This is a genomic window from Thiothrix sp. (genome assembly GCF_028714775.1).
In the GTDB taxonomy this organism is placed as follows: Bacteria; Pseudomonadota; Gammaproteobacteria; order Thiotrichales; family Thiotrichaceae; genus Thiothrix.
In genome coordinates, this window is sequence record NZ_JAQTLS010000007.1 from 39140 (window position 1) to 58589 (window position 19450).

Sequence of the window (19450 nt, forward strand, 5' to 3'; positions counted from 1 at the left end):
CCAGAGGCTTCGTCAGATTGAACACAGTTAGAAACAGCAAAGCGTCAGGCCGCTCTGCTGGTAATCATTGTCAGACGGTTACGTGCATACATATAGTACATCAACGGGATCAGTACCAGTGTCAGCACTGTGGAAACCAATATCCCAAAAATCAGCGACACTGCCAACCCACCAAAGATCGGGTCATCAATGATGAAGAATGCCCCCACCATTGCAGCCAACGCGGTCAGTGCAATCGGCTTGGCACGCACGGCACTGGAATTGATCACCGCATCTTTCAGCGCCATACCACCGCGAACCTGCTCATTGATGAAATCTACCAGCAGGATCGAGTTACGCACAATAATCCCCGCCAAGGCAATCATGCCAATCATGGAAGTCGCGGTAAATTGCGCCCCCAGCAAGGCATGACCCGGCATAACGCCGATGATGGTCAGCGGAATTGGCGACATTATCACCAGCGGAACCATATACGACCTGAATTGTGCCACGATCAGCAGGAAAATGAGGATCATCCCTACCCCGTAGGCAATGCCCATGTCGCGGAAGGTTTCGTAGGTCACTTGCCATTCTCCGTCCCACTTCATGCCGTACAAATACGGGTCATCCGGCTGCGCGACGAAATATTGTTTGATTTCGTTGCCATACACCGACAAATCCTTGATGCTGGAAAAGATGTTGAACATGCCGTACAAAGGGCTATCCGTGCTTCCTGCCATATCGCCCGTGACGTACACCACTGGCAGCAAATCCTTATGGTAGATGGAATGCTCGCGGGTGGTTTCCTGCACGCTGACCAATTCCGACATGGGGACAAGTTCGCCCGACTGGCTGCGCACCCGCAAGGCTAATACCGAATCCATTTTATCCTTGAGCGCGACCGGGAATTCCACACGGATTGGCACAGCGTATTTGATGCCTTTGCCATGCAAGAACACCACATCTTCACCATGCAAGGCCGTATTCACCGCTGAAGCAATGGTATCCTGCGACACACCCAGCACGGCGGCCTTACTACGGTCAACTTGCACCACGAGCCGTTTCTGCGGCGCTTCCACGCTGTCATCAATATCCACGATGTCAGGGGTTTTCTCAAATTCACCCCGGATTTGCTTGGCAACTTTGATCTGTCCCGGATAATCCAGCCCGTACACTTCCGCCACAATCGGCGACATCACAGGCGGCCCCGGCGGAACTTCAACCACTTTCACATTGGCATTGTATTTCTTGGCAATTTCCTGCAAAGGCGGACGCACTGCCAAGGAAATTTCATGGCTCTGGCGGGTACGCCCGTGCGCATCCGTCAGGTTGACCTGAATATCACCAACGTTGGAACCTTCGCGCAAATAATACTGGCGCACCAGCCCGTTGAAGTTGATTGGCGCGGCTGTCCCAGCGTAAATCTGGTAGTCAGTGACTTCATCCACCTTACCCAAATAATCTGCCATCTCATTGAGCACGCGGGAGGTTTGTTCCAGCGATGTCCCTTCCGGCATATCCAGCACCACTTGGAACTCGGACTTATTATCAAATGGCAGCATTTTCAGTACCACCAACTTGAACACCGCCAAAGACGCAGACAGGAAAATCAGCAAGGTGATGACGGCGAACAGCTTGTTACGGCGCTTACCACCTTCTTTGTCATCCAGAAACGGCAACATGATGCGGCTAAAGAAACCGTGCAGTTTGCTGTTGTCATCGTGGTGATGGTCGAAATCCACATTACCCAGCATTTTGGCAGTCATCCACGGCGTCACCACGTAAGCCACCGCCAGCGAAATCAGCATCCCCATACTGGCATTGATCGGGATCGGCGACATATACGGCCCCATCAGCCCCGAAACAAACGCCATCGGCAACAATGCGGCGATAACGGTGAAGGTCGCCAAAATGGTCGGGCCACCCACCTCATCCACCGCAACGGGGATCACCTCCAGCAGTTTCTTGCCACCTTTTTGCATGTGCCGGTGAATATTTTCCACCACCACAATCGCATCATCGACCAGAATCCCGATGGAGAAAATCAGCGCAAACAACGACACCCGGTTAAGGGTAAAACCATACGCCCATGAAGCAAACAGCGTCACCGCCAGCGTAATCACCACCGCTGCACCGACGATCAGTGCTTCCCGCCAGCCCAGTGCCAGCCAGATCAGGAGCGCCACCGCAATGGTTTCAATGATCAGTTTATGGATCAGCTTTTCGGACTTGGCCTGCGCGGTTTCGCCGTAATTGCGGGTCACGGTGACATTCACGCCTTCCGGCACGAAGGTTCCGCGCAATTTCTCGAAACGCTCAATCACATTATTGGCAATATCGACCGCATTCGTACCCGGCTGTTTGGCAACCGCAATCGTCACCGCCGGGGTATGGATGCCCGTTTGCAAACCTTTGTGTACCGCCGCCGCGCCTGTGCCGAAGCTGACATAAGCTTCCGGCGAATCGGAAGTGCGTTTCACCTCCGCCACATCGCTGAGGAACACCGGCTTGCCGTCGAATACACCCACCATCAGGTTGCCCACTTCGTCAGCATCCATCAGGAACGTTCCGGCCTGTACTTGGATTTCCTCATTATTATTAACGAGGGAAACCGCGTCACGCGCCGAATTGCTGGCTTGCAACGCCATGCGCAGGTCAGCAATGGAAATGCCGTGTCCGGCGAGCTTTTGCGCATCCAGCAGCACATGCACGACCTGTTGCGGCCCACCGATGGTGTAAATATCCCGCGAACCGGGCACACGCTTGAGTTCGGATTCAATCGCGTGCGCCACTTGGTTCAATTCGTAAGCACCGCGTTTGTCGTCTTCCGTCCACAAGGTCAGCGCCACAATCGGCACATCGTCGATACCTTTGGGCTTAATCAGCGGCGTACCGACACCGAGATTCTGCGGCAACCAGTCCTGATTCGAGGCGACCTTGTTGTACAGGCGTACCAGCGCGGCAGTACGGTCTTCCCCAACCTTGTACTGCACCGTCAGCACTGCCATCCCCGGCATCGCGGTGGAATAGATGTGTTCCAGCCCTTCGATTTCCGACAACACCTGTTCGGCGGGGGTACTGACGAGGCTTTCCACCTGTTCCGCACTCGCACCGGGGAACGGCACGAATACGTTGGCAAAAGTCACATTGATCTGCGGGTCTTCTTCACGCGGCGTCACCATTACCGCGAACATGCCCAGCAGCAAACCCACCATCGCCAGCAACGGGGTAATTTCGGTAGTGAGGAATTTCTTTGCAATCGCGCCGGAAATGCCCAGCTTGGATTCACTCATGCTTCACCTCGGGCGCTTGCTGTTTCAGCGAAATCGCCGCCTGCACCGGGTCAAGCGCAATGGTTTCACCCGCATCCAGCCCTGCCAGCACACTGATATTATTATCGTCCAGCTTTTTGCCCAAACGGATTTGGCGTAACGCAGGCTTGCCATCCTTGTTGATGACATACACGCCGATGACTTCGCTACGCACCACCACGGCACTTTCCGGCACGCTGACTGCATTCTGCGCCCCCATCACGAACGCCACTTTGACGAACATGCCGGGGAACAGGTCTTGCGTGCCTTCCGCCAACTCAATACGCACCTTGAATGCATTCGTTTTCGGATCGGCATAGGGGAAAAACGTCAGTGACTTGACCGGCAACGACTTGTTGGAACCGTCTTGGAACACGAAGGCTTTCTTTTCCTTACGCACTTGAGCAATCAGGCGTTGCGGCACTTCCACCACCACCCGCATCTGGTCGAGCGAAATGCCGGTCATGATCGGCGTGCCGGGGTTAACCGCTTCCCCCAATTCCACATGGCGCTTGGTGACAATTCCGCTGAAAGGGGCAACCAAGCTAGTGTAACCGAGTTGTTCACCCGCCTGTGTGACTTGAGCCTTGGCGGCTGCGAGGCGTGCCTCGGCAGCTTTCAACCCCGCATTGGCGGCATCGTAATCTGCCTTAGGGATCAAGCGTTTGGCGTAAATATCGCTAATGCGCTTGAAGTCCGCTTGGGCTTCCGCATAACGTGCTTGCGCTTCATCTGATGCCGCTTGTGCTTGTTGCACCCCGGCTTGCTGGTTCTTGGATTTGATCCGGGCAATTTCCTTGCCCTGTTCCACGTAGTCATCGACATCGTAGGACAGTTTTTCAATGACCCCACTGGTCTGGGCGGAAAGGGTACTTTGGTTGACCGCTTCCACATGACCATCCAGATAATGCAGCTCCGGCGCACCCACCGCGCTAGCCTGCACGGTCTGTAAACCGGGCTTGGTTTCCCCAGCCGCTGGTTGCGTCTGCTCCGCATCCTGACAGGCAGCTAGCAACGACAATCCGACGACCAGTACCCATTGTTGTAATACTTTCATGGCATACTTACCTAAAACAAAGTGAGAAGTTGGCGCATTCTAATATGAGAAAATTAGAAAACTCTAATATACCCAATAAAGATAGCAAAACAAGGTGACGACCCGATGAAAAAAGCAACTTATATGCCAATCCTGTTGGTTGGCGCATTATCCTTAATCAATTTTGCCCACGCCGAGATGTATAAATGGACGGATAAAAGCGGCGAAACCCATTACACCGAAACCCCTCCTCCAGCCGACGCCAAGGGCAAAGACATTGAAGCCGACATAAAGCTTTCCACAGGCACACCCAGCAGCGCAGGTTCGACTGCAAAAACCGAAGAAAAAGAATCAGATAAGAAAGCCGAGCCAGCCGAACCCAGCGAAGCAGCCAAGAAAAGTGAAGAAGAACACCGCCAATTCTGCACCCACCAACAAGATGCCCTGAAGCTTCTGAGCGAAAACTCATTGGTCAACTGGAAGGATGAAAAAGGCACTCACGTCCTTACAGCAGCGGAAAAAGCCATCAAAACTCAAGAAATCAACAAGAATCTCGCAACCCTGTGCACCCCAGAAATGTTCAGTTCCCAGAATGCGACTACCCAGCCCCCAGCGGATGCGAAAACCACCACCGACAGCAAAGATCAGGCAGCAGACAAAACCGCAACAGACAACGCGGCTAAAACAACAGAAACCAGTGGGCAAGCACATTAAAGACGCCCCAGACACGCAAAAGCCCTTGCAGATTGCGGCCTACAAGGGCTTTTGGAACGGATTGAAACACCGTGAAACATCGAATTGGTCGGGACGATAGGATTTGAACCTACGACCCCCACACCCCCAGTGTGGTGCGCTACCAGGCTGCGCTACGCCCCGACCGAAGGGGGAGGAGATTACCGTAACTGGACGTTAAACTCAAGCCAAAATCAGTGTTTCAGGATGAACAGGATACGTTCAAGTTCCACCACCATCGGCGCAACATCGTGGCCGTTAACCACAATCGGCTCCAATGGTAACTCTGCTACGGGTGGTAGGTGTGCGTCATCCATCAGCTTTTGCCGCGCACCACTGATCGTATAGCCATTTTCATACAATAATCCACGAATCTGGCGGATCAGCAACACATCTTCGCGCTGGTAATAGCGCCGATTACCGCGCCGTTTCATGGGTTTCAGGGAAGGAAATTCCTGTTCCCAATAGCGCAGTACATGGGTTTTCACCCCGCACAAGTCGCTCACTTCACCGATGGTAAAGTAGCGCTTGCCCGGAATGGGCGGCAGTTGGCTGTTAGGCGTTACCGCTTCCTGCATATTCCTCTACCCGTTGTTTGAGCTTCTGCCCCGGACGGAAAGTCACCACGCGCCGCGCCGTGACCGGAATTTCTTCCCCTGTTTTTGGGTTACGCCCCGGACGTTGGGTCTTATCCCGCAACATGAAATTGCCAAAACCCGACAACTTCACATTTTTGCCTGTTTCCAGCGCGTCACGTACTTCCTCAAAAAACATTTCAACCAAATCTTTGGCTTCACGTTTGTTCAGACCCAACTCTTCAAATAAATACTCGACCATATCCGCTTTGGTCAATGTTATTGACATCTGCACATTCTCCCTGTTTTAACGTAAGACCGCCCCGACTTCATCCCGAAGTGAAGCGACGACAGCATCCACCATCCGGTTAATTTCCGCATCTTCGAGAGTGCGTGAAAAATCCTGAAAAATCAAGCTCAAGGCAACACTCTTTTGACCTTCCGGTATACCTTTACCCGCATACACATCGAATAAATAATAGGACAGCAATTGTGGTTCAGCCGCTTTTTTCACAGCATTTTCTAAAGCGACCGCCAACACATCCTTGTCGACCAGCAATGCCAAATCGCGGCGGATTACCGGAAACTTAGAAACCGCCTGATATTTCGGCAATGCACGTTGCATTAACAAACCCATATCCAATTCAAACAGGTATACGGGCTGCTCAATCCCCAATTTTTCTTCAATTCTGGGGTGCAACATCCCCATCCAACCGACCACGGCCCCCATTGTCATAATCTCGGCGGACTGACCGGGGTGCAAAGCCGCATGAGCCACGGGTGCGAAATAGAATTGCGTGCCCGTTACCCGCTCCAAGAGCGCTTCCACATCCCCTTTCAGGTCGTAGAAATCAACCGGGCGGTTCACCTGCCCCCACTGTTCAGGGTAAAGGTTGCCGGTAATAGCACCAGAAAGCATTGTCCGCTGTTGCGGCTTACCCGCCTCATCCTGATAGAACGCAGGCCCAATCTCGAACAAGCGCACACGCCCCTGCTGACGGTTTAGATTATAGGACACGGAACGCAGCAAGCCCGACCAAAGTGTGCTGCGCATCACCCCCAAATCCGCCGAAATCGGGTTTGCCAAAGCAATCGCATTGACCGCCGGGGCAAGGGTTTCTTCCATCTTGGGGTCAACGAAACTGAACGTAACCGCTTCCTGATAACCCCGCGCGACCAACAGGTTACGCAGGCTATCACGCCCTACCGCTGTTTCACTGGGCTGGGTAATGCACGGCGCACGCGGGCGCAGTTCCGCAGGAATCTCGTCATAGCCACGTACCCGCGCCAGTTCTTCGATCAAATCTTCTTCAATACCAAGGTCGAAACGTGCCAGCGGCGCTTGTACCTGCCAGCCTACCTCGCCCTTGCTGAATTCGCAGTGCAAACGGGACAGCACACCTTCGACTGTTGCATCATCCATCGTCACACCCAACACACGGCGAATGCGCTCTGGACGCAGCAAAATAGTCTTGCGTTGTAATACGCTGCTATCCGCGCAAGTATCCACCAACGTACCCACTTCACCTCCGCAAATGTCCACGATCAATTGGGTAGCACGTTCCATCGCCTGTACCGGCATATCCGGGTCTACCCCACGCTCAAAACGGGCGGAAGAGTCCGTTTGCAAGCCATAGCTACGCGCCTTGCCCATGATTTTTGCCGGGCGGAAATGCGCACTTTCGAGGAACAGGTTGCGGGTAGTATCGGTGACGGACGTTGGTTCGCCACCCATGATGCCAGCCATTGCCACTGGCACGCTTGCATCAGCAATCACCAAGGTATCGCCACGCAAAGTAGCCGTTTGCCCGTCAAGCATTTTCAGGGTTTCACCGTCACACGCATAACGTACCACGATGCTGCCTTGCAACTTGTCGAGGTCGAAAGCGTGCATCGGCTGACCGAGTTCCAGCAATACGTAGTTAGTCACGTCCACCAACGCGGAAATGCTGCGGATACCAGCGCGGCGCAGTTTTTCCTGCATCCATACCGGGGTTGCCGCTTGCGGGTTGACGTTGCGGATGATGCGGCCCGCATAGCGCGGGCAAGCATCAGACGCTTGGATGTCCACCGGGAAAGTGTCGTTGTGCTGTACGCTCGTAGGCACGATGGCGGGCGGGGTCAACGGCACATCCATCAACAGGGACGTTTCACGCGCCACCCCGATCATGCTCATGCAGTCGCCACGGTTGGCAGTAATCGCCAGTTCGATGACTTCATCATCCAGCTTCAGGTATTCACGGATGTCCATGCCCACAGGCGCATCGCTAGGCAGTTCCAGCAAGCCATCAGACTTGTCGGACATGCCCAATTCGGTCGAGGAACACAACATGCCGAAGGATTCCACCCCACGCAGTTTGCCCTTCTTGATTTTTAAATCTTTGCCATCAGGCAGTGGCAACACCGCACCGACCAGCGCCAACGGCACTTTCAGCCCAGCCCGCACATTGCTTGCGCCGCAAACGATTTGCAGGATTTCGCCCTGCCCATTATCAACTTTGCACACGCTCAGCTTATCGGCGTCGGGGTGTTTTTCACGTTCCAACACATGCCCGATTACAATGCCGGTGAAAGCAGTTGCCACGGATTCGCGGGCTTCCACTTCGCAGCCGGACATGGTGAGCTTGTCGGCAATTGCATCCAGCGCCAGCGGGGTATTAATCCACTCACGCAGCCATTTTTCACTGACTTTCATAAGGTTACTCCGCTTAGCTGAACTGCTTTAAGACACGCACGTCATTATCAAACATCACGCGCAAGTCATTGATCTGGTAGCGCAACATCGCCAAACGCTCGACCCCGAAACCAAACGCGAAGCCGGTGTATTTTTCGCTGTCGATGCCAACGTTTTTCAGCACATTCGGATGCACCATGCCGCAGCCCATAACTTCCAACCAGCCAGTACCTTTGCACACGCGGCAACCATCACCACCGCAATGCACGCAACGGATGTCGGTTTCCGCTGACGGTTCCGTAAACGGGAAGAAAGTGGCGCGGAAACGGGTCGGCAGTTCATCCACCTCAAAGAAGGCTTTAAAGAAGGCTTCGAGGATGCCTTTCAGGTCAGCGAAGGTCACATCTTCGTCCACCATCAACCCTTCCACTTGGTGGAACATGGGGCTGTGGGTCATGTCGGAATCGCAACGGTACACCCGACCCGGCGCAATAATACGCAGCGGTGGCGGATTGTGTTCCATGTGGCGAATCTGTACGGATGAGGTATGCGTGCGCAACAGCAAACCACTATCCATGTAAAACGTGTCGTGCATGGCACGCGCCGGATGGGATTCCGGGATATTTAACGCCGTAAAGTTATGGAAATCGTCCTCAATCTCCGGGCCTTCTGCCATGCTGAAACCCAGTTGCGCGAAGATTTCGCCAATGCGTTGGATAGTCAAGGTGACAGGATGCAGGCTCCCCGTATCCATGCGCCGTCCGGGCAGGGTTACATCGACCTTTTCGGCTTGCAGACGGGCATTCAATGCTTCAACTTGCAGGCTTTGCTTGCGGTCATCCAGCGCCAAGGTCAGGGCTTGCTTGGCATTGTTGATTTCCGCCCCGGCAGCTTTACGCTCTTCGTGCGGCAGCTTGCCCAACGCTTTGAGTTGCTCGGTCAGCAGGCCACTTTTGCCCAGATAATGCACACGCACTTGATCCAGCGCGGTGAGGCTGACGGCTTGCGAAATCTGCTCGTGGGCGTGGCCCATCAGTTCCAGCAAACTTTGCACGGCGATTTCCTTTTGAATGGGGTTATGAATAAAAAGCAAAAGGCGGGGAGAGGTAAACCTTCCCCGCCTTGCTTACCCAGTTACGGGTAGTTTTCAGCGCACGTTGATGCGGCTTAAGCAGCCAGGGCAGTTTTAGCCTTTTCTGCAACCGCACCAAATGCCGCGATGTCATGCACAGCCAGATCAGCCAATACTTTGCGGTCAAGCGCAATACCAGCTTTTTTCAGGCCATTCATCATGCGGCTGTAGGACAGACCGAACATACGCGCACCAGCGTTAATACGCACGATCCACAAAGCGCGGAACTGGCGTTTTTTCTGGCGGCGGTCACGGAATGCATACTGACCTGCCTTAATGACAGATTGATGTGCAACCCGATAGACCCGGCTCCGGGCACCGTAGTGACCTTTTGCCAGTTTCAGGACTTTTTTGTGACGGGCGCGTGCCGTTACACCACGTTTAACTCTTGCCATGTTTTAGTCCTCCAGTTATGCGTAAGGCAGCAGTTTTTGAATGCTGGCGTGATCCGCAGCAACAACATAGTTGTCGCCTGAGCGCAGATGACGTTTACGCTTAGTGGACTTCTTGGTCAGAATATGACGCAGGTGCGACTGTTTGCGCTTAAAAAGGCCGCTTCCGGTCTTTTTAAAGCGTTTAGCCGCTGCACGATTAGTCTTCATCTTAGGCATCTTGGTCTCCTTTTCGTAAGGTAGAATAAAACATCCTGCAAGAGTGCCTTGCCTTAACAGGATGGTGTTTAGAAGTGGTTGCCCACCCCTATTTTTTCTTCGGCCCCATCATCATGACCATTTGACGGCCTTCCAGACGTGGGAACTGTTCAACAACAGCTTCTTCTGCCAAATCTTTTTCGACACGCTTGAGGACATCCATCCCCAGTTCCTTGTGCGCCATTTCACGGCCTTTAAAGCGCAACGTGACTTTAACCTTGTCGCCATCTTCCAGAAAATCGCGTAGCTTACGTAGCTTAATCTGGTAATCACCCTCATCCGTCGCCGGACGCATCTTGATTTCCTTGACCTGAACCTGTTTTTGGTTCTTACGGGCCAAAGCAGCTTTTTTGCTTTCGTCAAAGCGGAATTTGCCATAATCCATGATGCGGCAAACAGGCGGCTTCGCAGTTGGTACGATTTCCACCAAATCCAATTCGGCGTCGTAAGCCATTTCGAGGGCTTCACGCAGGGATACAACACCCCGGTTCTCCCCTTCCATATCAATCAGACGAATTTTCGGGACGTTAATATCATCGTTGATACGGTGTTCTTTTTCGAGAGCGATAGGTCTATTCCTCCAGAAGCGATAAGCCGCGAGCCGCAATTTCACCGCTGAGACGTTGCTGGACTTCCGCCAGTGGGAATGTCCCTAAGTCTTTACCGGAGCGCGTGCGCACGGACACAGATTGCGTTTCCACTTCGCGGTCGCCTACCACCAATAGGTAAGGGACACGCTGCATAGTGTGTTCGCGGATTTTAAAGCCAATTTTTTCATTTCTCAAGTCCGCTACAGCACGGATACCTGATTGAAGCAACTGCTGGGTGGCAGTTTGCACGAAATCAGCCTGCTTGTCAGTGATATTCATCACCACGGCTTGAGTTGGTGCTAGCCACAACGGGAATTTGCCTTCGTAATGTTCAATCAGGATGCCGGTAAAGCGCTCCAATGAACCAAACAAAGCACGGTGCAACATGACCGGACGCTTACGGGTATTGTCTTCCGACACGTAAGTGAGGTCGAAACGTTCTGGCAGGCTCATGTCAACCTGCAAAGTGCCGCACTGCCAATCACGCCCGATGGCATCGCGCAACACGAATTCCAGTTTCGGGCCGTAAAACGCGCCCTCCCCCGGAAACAGCGTATACGGTAGCGCCATGCTATCCAAGGCATCGCCCAGCGCATGTTCGAGCACATCCCAACTTTCGTCGGAGCCGATACGGTTTTCAGGGCGTGTCGATAATTTGATGTGGATGTTATCGAAGCCAAACTCTTTATAAATATCGAGTACCAAGGCCGTAACGTCCTTGCACTCTTGCGCCATCTGCTCTTCAGTACAGAAGATATGCGCATCGTCCTGCGTGAAATGGCGTACCCGCATCAAGCCGTGCAACGCACCGGATGGTTCGTAGCGGTGTACCTTGCCAAACTCTGCCATGCGCAACGGTAAATCACGGTAGCTTTTCAAGCCCTGTGAAAACATCAACATGCCGCCGGGGCAGTTCATCGGTTTCAAGGCAAACACACGTTCATCTTCAGTCGTTGTGGTGAACATGTTTTCGCGGTAGTTGAACCAGTGACCGGATGTTTCCCACAAGCTGCGATCCATCACGTCGGGCGTGTTGACTTCAACATACCCAGCACGTTGTTGGCGCTGACGCATGTAGCCAATCAGCTCTTGGAAGACTGTCCAACCTTTGGGATGCCAAAAGACTGAGCCAGGTGCTTGTTCTTCAAAATGGAACAGATCAAGCTGACGACCGAGTTTGCGGTGGTCGCGCTTTTCAGCCTCTTCCAACAAAGTCAGGTAGGCTTGCAGGTCTTTCTTATTCGCCCAAGCCGTGCCGTAAATGCGTTGCAGCATTTCGTTTTTGGCATTGCCACGCCAATAAGCACCCGCCACTTTCATCACTTTGACGGATGGAATCTTGCCAGTGCTTGGTACGTGTGGGCCACGGCACAAGTCGATGAAATCGCCTTGGCGGTAGAGGGACAGCGTTTGGTCGGCAGGAATACTTTCAATGATTTCAGCCTTGTACTTCTCACCCATCGCAAAGAAGAAGCTGATGGCCTCATCGCGGGACAGCGTGCTGCGCTCGACCGGGATGTCCTGCTTGATCAAATCTTGCATCCGCACATCAATCGCCTGCAAATCTTCAGGCGTGAATGGGCGCGGGGAAGCAAAATCGTAGTAGAAACCGTTTTCGACCGTAGGGCCGATGGTGACTTGCACATCCGGGAACAACTGTTTCACGGCTTGTGCCAGCAAATGCGCGGAAGAATGGCGAATAATATCCAGCCCTTCGGCATCTTTGGCGGTGATAATGCTTAAATCTGCGTCTTGTGCGATGACGTAACTGGCATCGACCAAGTTACCATCAACTTTGCCTGCGAGCGTAGCTTTGGCTAAGCCTGCGCCAATGTCGGCAGCAACAGCAAGAACAGATAAGGGGGCTTCGTAAGCACGCTGGCTTCCGTCGGGGAGTGTAATGACTGGCATCTTATGCTCCAGTGGTGGCCTATACGAGGGGTCACATGGTTATATATTAAACTAAAATGGTAGGCGTAATTGGACTCGAACCAACGACCCCCACCATGTCAAGGTGGTGCTCTAACCAACTGAGCTATACGCCTGTCGTTGAAGGAGGCAGATTATAGCGGGATTGTGGCGGATGGCAAGCGTTTTGCGTCGGCTTGCGTGATAATTTTCAATACTGGCATTTTACCGAAATTCATCTATCATTCAGTTACATCGTTATATGAGATACAAACATTAACGAATTCTGAATTATTTGTTGGACTGTAAACCCCAGTTTACACTTTTGTTGGTAGGCTCAAGCCGCTTCACATAAATCTGCCTATTGGCCTTCACGGGATGCTGGTTACACAGTAGGGCGGTAGCGTGCCTGAAGCGCGGCATGGCATTACGCCTAACACATCAACAAGCTTACGCAGATACATCACAATGCTAGCACTTTCCCTTCTATTAGCGTTTATCAGCACCTTATTTGGCATATACCTGATGCGCCCACTGGCTGTGCGCTGGGGGTTGGTAGATGTGCCTGACCACCGCAAGCACCACCAAGGCGATGTGCCATTGATTGGGGGAGTTGCTATGTTCGGCGGGGTCGCTCTGGCAAGTTTACTGCTGGTAACGCCTTCAGATTCCCACTGGTTGTGGTTGTTATCTGCTTTGGTGATTGTTGTGCTGGGGGTTTTGGATGATGCCAAGGGGTTGAGTGCGCATCTGCGCTTGGTAGCACAGGCATTGATGACGCTCATCCTCGCGATTGGTAGTGACCTGTTTTTGGAGAACTTCGGCAATCTGCTCAGTTTTGGGGCAATCCATTTGGGTGGTTTAGGCTACGTTGTGACTATGCTGGCAGTTATCGGGGCTATCAATGCTTTTAACATGATGGATGGCATTGACGGGTTGGCAGGTAGCATGGCGTTGGTTTCATTCAGCAACTTAGCGGTGTTGTTTGCCATGAGTGGTGACAACTATGGCTTACAGGTGGCATTGATCTTCTTGGGGGTATTGCTGCCCTACTTGGCAAATAACCTGTTACTGCCACCCTTTAAGCATAAGATTTTCATGGGGGATGCTGGCTCTATGTTAATTGGCTTGAGTGTTGTGTGGCTGCTGATCCATGGGACACAAAACGCAATGCCCAGCTTCCGTCCGGTTACTGCTCTGTGGTTGGTTGCTGTCCCATTGATGGATATGGCAGCGATCATGCTTAGGCGCATCCGTAAAGGACAGTCACCCTTTATGGCTGACCGGGATCATTTGCACCATATTTTTATGCGTGCTGGCTTCTCGCCTCGTCAAGCCTTGTTTGTCATTACCCTAACCACAGTTCTATTGGCTGGCTGCGGGATTGCAGGGGAATGGCTGCAAATACCGGATGTTATCATGTTTACTGTATTTCTGCTGCTGTTTAGCATATACACCTATGCATTACAACACAGTTGGAAGCTCCTGAAATCAATCCATTCATTAGAAAGCTTATAGGACTTACGCATTGACGAATGATGTAAAATCATAGCAAGCATCTTGAATCCAGCCCGATGCGGCCATAATGATAGGACTTACGCATTGACGGTGGCCTGAAACTGTGGATTGAGATATTCCTTCCCGACCATGAAGCCCTTGACGAATGAAGCTACCACATCCTTGTATAGCTCGCGCTGCCACTGATAGGCATTGCTGATGATGTTGCCAAACCGCATCTGTTGCAGGTGGATATAGCTGCACAACGCGGCAAAGAGGTGGTTGAGTATGGGCACTTTGCCCCGCACTTGGAATTTCTCAATGTTGCAGACCTGTTTTAGGACTTACGCATTGACAGCCGCTGCAATTTTGTGAAAGAAGAAGTTTTAACCACTATCTGGCGAGATGATCAGAAGACCCAGCCGACCACCGACAGCCCGTTGTACCTTGCCAATATATATGGGGTTTCTGATGAGCGGACCTAAATCCACTACATGCACGCGCCTGTCTGAAGTGATGGGTGTATCCCATGACAGCGTGAACCGCTTTCTGCTGCGTGAAGCCTACGAACCCAAAGACCTGTTTGCTGAAGCACGCAAGTTGTTGAATTTGATGGGCGGAACACTGAATGTGGATGACAGTACACTGGACAAGCCCTACAGCAAACACATGGATTTGGTTACGCACTTCTGGTCAGGCAAACATCACCGGGTGGCTAAGGGACTGAACTTGGTCACGCTGTACTACACTGACCCGTAAGGCCGTAGCCTGCCTGTCAATTACAGGGTGTACGACAAGGCAGAAGGCAAAACCAAAAACACTTACTTTCTGGAGATGCTGGTGTAATAGTCAAGTAAATTAGGACGATGCTTTAAGCCTGTTTCAAAAAACGTTGTTCATATTGGTTAGGAGCCATTGCGCCATTACGTGGTGTTCCTGCCCAATGCTGATGCCTATGCTGCCTTCCAACAAACTGATTTCCAGAAGCTGCATGACCAGCACTGGCAGATTGAACAATATCACCGCATGATCAAACAGGTCTGCAACATTGAGAAATTCCAAGTGCGGGGCAAAGTGCCCATACTCAACCACCTCTTTGCCGCGTTGTGCTGCTATATCCACCTGCAACAGATGCGGTTTGGCGACATCAAGCAATGCCTATCAGTGGCAGCGCGAGCTATACAAGGATGTGGTAGCTTCATTCGTCAAGGGCTTCATGGTCGGGAAGGAATATCTCAACCCACCATTTCAGGCCACCGTCAATGCGTAAGTCCTAAATGATAAGAATAACCAGCCGTCCGCCCACCGCCCGTTGCAACTTACCCATATACATGAGATTTCTGATGAATGAGCTGAAATCTGCGACTGATTTTTAATTCCAATGCACACTGATCAACTAACCAGAAGTATCTACGCAACCGATGCGAGTATGTATCAAATACTCCCATTGGGGATTGTTACCCCGCACACGCGTGCTGAGGTACTACAGGTCATACGGGAGACGGCGTCAAAGAATCAGGTCATCTTGGCACGAGGGGCAGGTACCAGCCTGACCGGGCAGTCGGTCAACGAAGCGGTGGTGCTGGATTTTTCCAAGCACTTCAATCAAGTCCTCGAACTCAACGAGGCCGCAGCTTGGGTGCGGGTTGAACCCGGCATTGTTTGTGCCGAATTGAACGCGTATTTGAAACCCCATGGCCTGTGCTTCGCCCCCGATCCAGCCACCGAGAATCGTGCAACCATCGGCGGCATGATCGCCAGCAACTCGGCGGGTATGCGTTCTGCAGTATACGGCATGACCATCGATCATGTCTTAGCGCTTGAGCTGGTTCTCGCCGATGGCGAAGTCATCACTTTCGAATCATTGGATGCGCCCGATTTTGCCGCAAAGTCCGCACAAAGCACGCGTGAAGGCGTCATCCATCGTGGTGTACGAGAACTGATTGAAAAACACCGTGAAGAAATACGTCAGCGTTATCCGAAAGTGATCCGCCGTTCTAGCGGTTATGCACTGGACGCATTGATTGATGGCAACAATTGGAACTTGGCAAAACTTATTTGTGGCAGTGAAGGCACCCTCGGCGTTATCTTGGAAGCCAAGCTCAAGCTGACGCCCTTACCCGAGCACAGTGCATTGTGCCTAGCGCATTTCACAACACTTGATGCCAGTCTACGAGCTGCTGTGCCCATCGTTCAAGCCGGGGCAAGCGCAGCTGAATTGATCGATGGCATCATCATCAAGCAGGCTCGGGTTCATCCATTGACGCGGGATATTTGCAAGCAAATTGAAGGTGACCCTGCGTCGATCCTTATTATTGAGCTACAAGGTAATGATGCCGCAGAAGTGCAACAACAAGCCGAACGCATGGCCCAAGCTCTCGCCAGACTGGCCTACGCGGTTCCCGTAATAAATGCTCCCAGCCAGATTCATGAGGTCTGGCAGATGAGATCCAGCGCACTCGGCTTGATGACCACCCTGCACGGATCCAAAAAGCCAACCCCTTATATCGAAGATGCCGCTGTACCCCCCGGAGCCTTGGCAGACTACGTCGCAGAAGTACTGGCTATTTGCAAGAAACACGATCAACCGGTTTCACTCTTTGGTCATGCCAGCGTTGGGCTGGTACATATACGCCCATTGCACGATCTGCACGTGAAGTCGGATATCGCGCAGATGAAACAGATTCAGACCGAAGTATTTCCACTCGTGAAAAAGTACGGTGGCTCATGGAGTGGTGAACACGGTGATGGCATCGTGCGCGGAGCCTATAACCGCGAATTCTTTGGCGAAGCACTCTACCAAGCATTCGGTCAAATTAAGGCTCTGTTCGATCCTGATGGGCGCATGAACCCCGGCAAAATCATTGCACCGCCGCCCATGGATAGCCACTTACGTTTTGGCGCGGGCTACCAGCCACTGTCAGTGAAAACACGCTTTCATTATCGGGATCATGGCAATATACTCGCCGCCGTTGAACAATGCAGCGGCGTGGGTGCCTGCAGGAAAACCCTTTCTGGGGTCATGTGCCCAAGCTACATGGCAACACGCGACGAACTGCACAGCACACGCGGTCGCGCTAACGCCTTGCGCCTCACCATGACTGGTCAATTGGGTTCTCAAGGTTTAGCCAGCCCAGAACTTGCAGCGGTCATGAAACTCTGCCTAGCCTGCACTGGCTGCAAGGGCGAGTGTCCCAATGGCGTGGATATGGCGCGTCTCAAGGCCGAAGTACTACAAGCGCAACAAGAAAAAAATGGCATAAACCTGCGAACTCGCCTGTTTGCCAACTTGCCAACGATGGGACGCTTTGCAGCTGGCTCACAAGCAAAATTCATCAACCCGCTACTGAATAACCGATTCACACGTTTAATCCTTGAGTATCTGATCGGTATCCATCCGCAGCACCAGTTACCCACTTTCGCCAAGCAGCGGTTGAGCCAGTGGTTTGCCACCAGAGACAAGCCCACAACGGCTATTCGCAAAGTGGTGCTATTCAATGACACCTACACCGAGTATTTTCTTCCCGAAGTGGGGCGTGCTGCTATCGAGTGTCTGGAGGCGGGTGGCTACCAAGTGATATTGGCAACACTAGGTGACAGCCAGCGCACGGCTATCTCGCTAGGATTGCTCGACAAGGCAAAGCAAAAGGGGTTACTGCTTTTCAAAGAACTCGCCACACTGCTGGATACCGATACTCCCATTCTGGTTTGTGAACCCAGTTGTGCCTCTGCCCTGATACACGACCTACCTGATTTGCTTGACGATGAAGCACTTGCCGCGATGATATCAATGCGAGTGACCATGATTGATACCTTCATTGAGCAGGAGTTGGCTGCGGACAGTATCGAATTTAATTGGAAAAAAATAGGAGCTAACGAAGACCAAAGGCACTTTCTCATCCACAGTCATTGCCACCAGAAAACGCTAGACGGAGGCCGCTGGACGCACAAGCTGTTGCAGCGAATTCCTAGTGCTGTGGTGATCGACACCAATGCTGGCTGCTGCGGTATGGCCGGGTCTTTCGGTTACGAAAAGGAACATACCCACCTTTCACTAAGTATCGCAAAACAGCGGCTATTACCCGCAATCAAGAAAGCACCGCCGGAGGCTATTGTTGTCAGCAACGGTTTCTCTTGCCGCCACCAAATTAACAACCTCAGCCACCGGGTATCTAGGCACGTCATTGAGGTTTTACGTGCATTCATCCTCTAAGAAAAAAGGAAACTGATATGAGCATTCTCGACACGGGCGTAAGAAACGTCCGCAATGTACTGCGATATACCGTAGGCGAAGGGGCTCTATCGGAGCTTCCCAAGTTGTTGGCAGCACGCAGATCAGAAGGTACATATTCTATTGTCTTTTTCATTGACGCGTTCTTCAAAAGCCAGCCGGACATCATCGCGAGATTGGGTATCACGTCGGACGATAAAACTGTCTTTGTCGCGACAGAAGAGGAGCCGAGTACCGATGCCATAGATCAGATTACGATCCAACTACGCGACATTGGGTTTGCACAACCCTGCGCGATCGTCGGCATGGGTGGGGGGATCACCATGGATGTGGCAAAAGCCGTGTCCAATCTCCTGACTAACGGTGGCAAAGCGGAAGACTATCAAGGGTGGGATCTAATCAAGACACCCGGTATCTATAAAGTGGCTATCCCTACCCTATCTGGTACGGGTGCGGAAGCAACCCGGACTTGCGTTATGACCAACAAGCGAACCAGCCTGAAGTTGGGTATGAACAGTGACTTTACCGTTTATGACCAAATCGTCATGGATCCGATGCTGACCGCTACCGTCCCACGAAGCCAGTATTTCTACACTGGCATGGACGCCTACATTCACTGTGTTGAAGCACTGGCAGGTAACTACCGAAACGCCATTGGCGATGCTTACTCGCGCGAAACCATCAATCTTTGCCGTCAAGTCTTCTTGGAAGGCGACATGATGAGTCCGCTAAATCGGGAACGTCTCATGGTTGCCTCGTATTTGGGCGGATGTGCCATTGCCACAAGCTATGTTGGCTTGGTTCACCCATTCTCTGCGGGCTTGAGCGTAGTACTTGGCTTGCACCACTGTGTGGCGAATTGCATCGTTATGCGTGCCATGCAACCGTATTATCCAAAGGAATTCGATGAATTCTGGAAGATGGTTGAGAAGCAGGAAGTGGATATTCCTGAAGGAATCGCACGTAATTTAAGTGACTATCAATATGAACAGCTCTATGCATCGACTATAATACATCAAAAACCGTTAACCAATGCGCTTGGTGAAGAATATCGTAACACCTTAACCAAAGAGAAAGTGACCAAAATATTTAAACAGATGTAACTGATCTACCCTACGAATAGTGGACAGTACTA

At 52.1% G+C, this 19450-nt stretch carries 14 protein-coding genes, 2 tRNA genes and 2 pseudogenes; 5 read left to right on the forward strand and 13 right to left on the reverse strand.

Annotated elements, in window-relative coordinates:
• Positions 1-44 precede the first annotated feature (44 nt).
• Both PHE17_RS07745 and PHE17_RS07750 read right to left on the reverse strand, forming a co-directional pair.
• Positions 45-3272, reverse strand: coding sequence for an efflux RND transporter permease subunit (locus tag PHE17_RS07745; RefSeq protein ID WP_301015258.1), 3228 nt, complete (start codon positions 3270-3272; stop codon positions 45-47).
• Positions 3265-4347 (reverse strand): efflux RND transporter periplasmic adaptor subunit, encoded by a 1083-nt coding sequence (locus tag PHE17_RS07750; RefSeq protein ID WP_301015259.1) that lies wholly within the window; start codon positions 4345-4347, stop codon positions 3265-3267. The genes PHE17_RS07745 and PHE17_RS07750 overlap by 8 nt, the downstream gene beginning before the upstream one ends.
• 105 nt (positions 4348-4452) lie before the next feature.
• On the opposite strand from PHE17_RS07750, the gene PHE17_RS07755 reads away from it, so the two are divergent.
• Positions 4453-5040, forward strand: coding sequence for a DUF4124 domain-containing protein (locus tag PHE17_RS07755; RefSeq protein WP_301015260.1), 588 nt, complete (start codon positions 4453-4455; stop codon positions 5038-5040).
• An 85-nt stretch (positions 5041-5125) separates the two neighbouring features.
• Here PHE17_RS07755 and PHE17_RS07760 read toward each other — a convergent pair.
• From PHE17_RS07760 to PHE17_RS07805, 10 genes are all read right to left on the reverse strand, one after another.
• Positions 5126-5202: transfer RNA gene (locus PHE17_RS07760), tRNA-Pro, on the reverse strand.
• Positions 5203-5252: 50 nt separating this feature from the next.
• Complete coding sequence (locus PHE17_RS07765; RefSeq protein ID WP_363320090.1) at positions 5253-5636, reverse strand: MerR family transcriptional regulator; 384 nt, start codon at positions 5634-5636, stop codon at positions 5253-5255.
• A complete protein-coding gene (gene ihfA / locus PHE17_RS07770; protein WP_301015261.1) occupies positions 5614-5922 on the reverse strand; it encodes an integration host factor subunit alpha in 309 nt (102 codons plus the stop codon). The genes PHE17_RS07765 and ihfA overlap by 23 nt, the downstream gene beginning before the upstream one ends.
• A gap of 18 nt (positions 5923-5940) precedes the next feature.
• Positions 5941-8328, reverse strand: coding sequence for a phenylalanine--tRNA ligase subunit beta (gene pheT / locus PHE17_RS07775; protein ID WP_301015262.1), 2388 nt, complete (start codon positions 8326-8328; stop codon positions 5941-5943).
• A 13-nt stretch (positions 8329-8341) separates the two neighbouring features.
• Positions 8342-9361, reverse strand: coding sequence for a phenylalanine--tRNA ligase subunit alpha (gene pheS / locus PHE17_RS07780; RefSeq protein ID WP_301015263.1), 1020 nt, complete (start codon positions 9359-9361; stop codon positions 8342-8344).
• A gap of 113 nt (positions 9362-9474) precedes the next feature.
• On the reverse strand, positions 9475-9834 hold the full coding sequence (gene rplT / locus PHE17_RS07785) for a 50S ribosomal protein L20 (RefSeq protein ID WP_301015264.1): 360 nt from the start codon (positions 9832-9834) through the stop codon (positions 9475-9477).
• Positions 9835-9849: 15 nt separating this feature from the next.
• Positions 9850-10050: a 50S ribosomal protein L35 gene (rpmI, locus tag PHE17_RS07790; RefSeq protein ID WP_301015265.1), complete on the reverse strand. Its 201-nt coding sequence runs from the start codon at positions 10048-10050 to the stop codon at positions 9850-9852.
• A gap of 88 nt (positions 10051-10138) precedes the next feature.
• Positions 10139-10657, reverse strand: coding sequence for a translation initiation factor IF-3 (infC, locus tag PHE17_RS07795; protein ID WP_301015418.1), 519 nt, complete (start codon positions 10655-10657; stop codon positions 10139-10141).
• 4 nt (positions 10658-10661) lie between these two features.
• Positions 10662-12590 carry a threonine--tRNA ligase gene (gene thrS, locus PHE17_RS07800; RefSeq protein WP_301015266.1) on the reverse strand — a complete coding sequence of 643 codons (1929 nt, stop codon included), beginning with the start codon at positions 12588-12590 and terminating at the stop codon, positions 10662-10664.
• 57 nt (positions 12591-12647) lie between these two features.
• Positions 12648-12724 (reverse strand) — tRNA-Val (locus tag PHE17_RS07805).
• Positions 12725-13055: 331 nt separating this feature from the next.
• Between PHE17_RS07805 and wecA the strand changes: the two genes are divergently transcribed.
• Positions 13056-14105 (forward strand): UDP-N-acetylglucosamine--undecaprenyl-phosphate N-acetylglucosaminephosphotransferase, encoded by a 1050-nt coding sequence (gene wecA, locus PHE17_RS07810; protein WP_301015267.1) that lies wholly within the window; start codon positions 13056-13058, stop codon positions 14103-14105.
• Positions 14106-14182: 77 nt separating this feature from the next.
• On the opposite strand, the pseudogene PHE17_RS07815 reads toward wecA, so the two are convergent.
• Positions 14183-14425: pseudogene (locus tag PHE17_RS07815) on the reverse strand (IS701 family transposase); the annotation flags it as partial.
• Between the two features lie 67 nt (positions 14426-14492).
• On the opposite strand from PHE17_RS07815, the pseudogene PHE17_RS07820 reads away from it, so the two are divergent.
• The 3 genes and pseudogenes from PHE17_RS07820 to PHE17_RS07830 all read left to right on the forward strand — a co-directional run bounded on the left by PHE17_RS07820 (position 14493) and on the right by PHE17_RS07830 (position 19418).
• A pseudogene (locus tag PHE17_RS07820) lies at positions 14493-15354 on the forward strand (transposase).
• Positions 15355-15513: 159 nt separating this feature from the next.
• A complete protein-coding gene (locus tag PHE17_RS07825) occupies positions 15514-18297 on the forward strand; it encodes an FAD-binding and (Fe-S)-binding domain-containing protein (RefSeq protein WP_301015268.1) in 2784 nt (927 codons plus the stop codon).
• A 17-nt stretch (positions 18298-18314) separates the two neighbouring features.
• Positions 18315-19418: an iron-containing alcohol dehydrogenase family protein gene (locus tag PHE17_RS07830; protein ID WP_301015269.1), complete on the forward strand. Its 1104-nt coding sequence runs from the start codon at positions 18315-18317 to the stop codon at positions 19416-19418.
• Positions 19419-19450 lie beyond the last annotated feature (32 nt).